2 protein-coding genes are annotated in these 1,570 nt (G+C 68.8%); both read left to right on the top strand.

The genetic code is table 11. The annotated features are described in order from the left end of the window. Positions 1-398 (top strand): hypothetical protein (locus V7Q42_RS21395; protein ID WP_442958248.1); only part of this gene is annotated, 398 nt, incomplete at its 5' end. Continuing rightward, positions 398-1,435 carry a DUF7146 domain-containing protein gene (locus V7Q42_RS21390; RefSeq protein ID WP_333826295.1) on the top strand — a complete coding sequence of 346 codons (1,038 nt, stop codon included), beginning with the start codon at positions 398-400 and terminating at the stop codon, positions 1,433-1,435. The genes V7Q42_RS21395 and V7Q42_RS21390, both read left to right, overlap by 1 nt. The last annotated feature ends 135 nt before the right edge of the window (positions 1,436-1,570 follow it).

The following is a 1,570-nucleotide window of genomic DNA, read 5'->3' as shown; positions in this document are numbered from 1 at the left end:
ACGAGTCGACTCGGGTCTATCGCCTCCAGACCGACGACGGCGAGCGCATCATCGGGCGCCGCGTCTCGCCCGCCTGGGCCGCAGCCGTGACCGCGACGGATGCTCCGACACTCTCACCTGCGGCGGCCCATGCCGCGCTGATCGAGGGGCGAACCAACCTCGACCTCGAGCAAGACCTCCAACTGCGCAGGGTGCGCGTCATGGGGGCCCATCGCATCGAGCTTGTCGGCTTCACCGAGGCGATGCGCGACCGGCTGCGTGCTTACGGCCTCTTCACCGAGATCATCTCGTGGAAGCTGCGGTTCTTCGTTCCCACCGACGCGGGTGGCATCGACATCCTCGGCCGGCTCCTCGACGCCTATCCGATCCGCCGCATCACCGAGCGCGAGGCCTCCTGATGGCCCGGCCTGACGCTTCGGAACTGGCGCATCGTCTGGCCCGTCGTGCCGAGGCGGTGTGCCGCTTCTATCTCTCCAACGGTCGCCGACAGGGCCGCTACTGGCAGGTCGGCGACGCCCGCAACACGCCGGGCCGCTCGATGTTCGTTCGGCTCTTCGACGACGCCCGTGGACGCGCCGGAAAATGGTGCGATGCCGCGAGCGGTGAACACGGTGATCTCCTCGACGTCGTCCGTGAGGCGCTCGGGCTGACCCGTTTCGCCGATGTCGTCACGGAGGCCCGGAGGTTTCTCGGGGACGCGCGGGGCGAGGTTGGATCGGCACAGCAAAGACCGAGCTCAGCACTGTCTCCGGCGCGGTCGGTGGAGGCCGCCCGCCGACTCTTCCGCATGTCGCAGCCGATCGGTGGAACGCTCGCAGAGACCTACCTACATGCCCGCGGTCTCACCGATCTCTCCGGCACTGAAAGCCTGCGCTTCCATCCCCGTTGCTGGTGGCGACCCGACACCGGCCCGACCGAAGCTCACCCGGCGCTGATCGCCGCCGTCACCGATCTCGATGGTCGGCTCACCGGCGTTCATCGCACGTGGCTCGCTGCCGACGGATCGGACAAGGCCGCGATCGATCCGCCGAGGAAGGCGATGGGCGATCTCCTCGGGAATGCCGTCAGGTTCGGGGTGGTGGACGACGTGCTGGCGGCCGGTGAAGGTATCGAGACGGTGCTCTCGATCCGACAGGCTCTGCCCTGCCTTCCGGTGATCGCCGCGCTCTCGGCGGCACACCTCGCGGCCGTCCGTCTTCCGGCAACCTGTCGCCGCCTCTATGTGCTCCGCGACCGTGACCCGGCCGGGGAGGGCGCCTGCACGCGATTGCTCGACCGGGCGATGGCGCTCGGAATCGAAGCGGTGATCCTGGTGCCGAGGCTCGGGGACTTCAATGAAGATCTCTGCAGCTACGGAGCGAGTGGCTTGGGGGATTGGATCCGGACGCAACTCGTCGGGGACGACGCCGAACGATTCAGGACCCGGGTCCCGTGAGCGGGATGGGGCAGGGGAGGGGTGTCGTCGTCGTGCCCGCGGGCTTGTTCCCTGGTCGGAGGGACCGCGTCTCGGCCTTTCGAGAGGGCGATCGGCTCGACGGTCGGGACGGTCCGGCAACGGCTGCGGCCGACG

Source organism: Pinisolibacter sp., assembly GCF_036782435.1.
In the GTDB taxonomy this organism is placed as follows: Bacteria; Pseudomonadota; Alphaproteobacteria; order Rhizobiales; family Ancalomicrobiaceae; genus CALBKH01.
The sequence above is the reverse complement of the archived record's forward strand: the minus strand, read 5'-3'. Positions and strand labels throughout refer to the sequence as shown.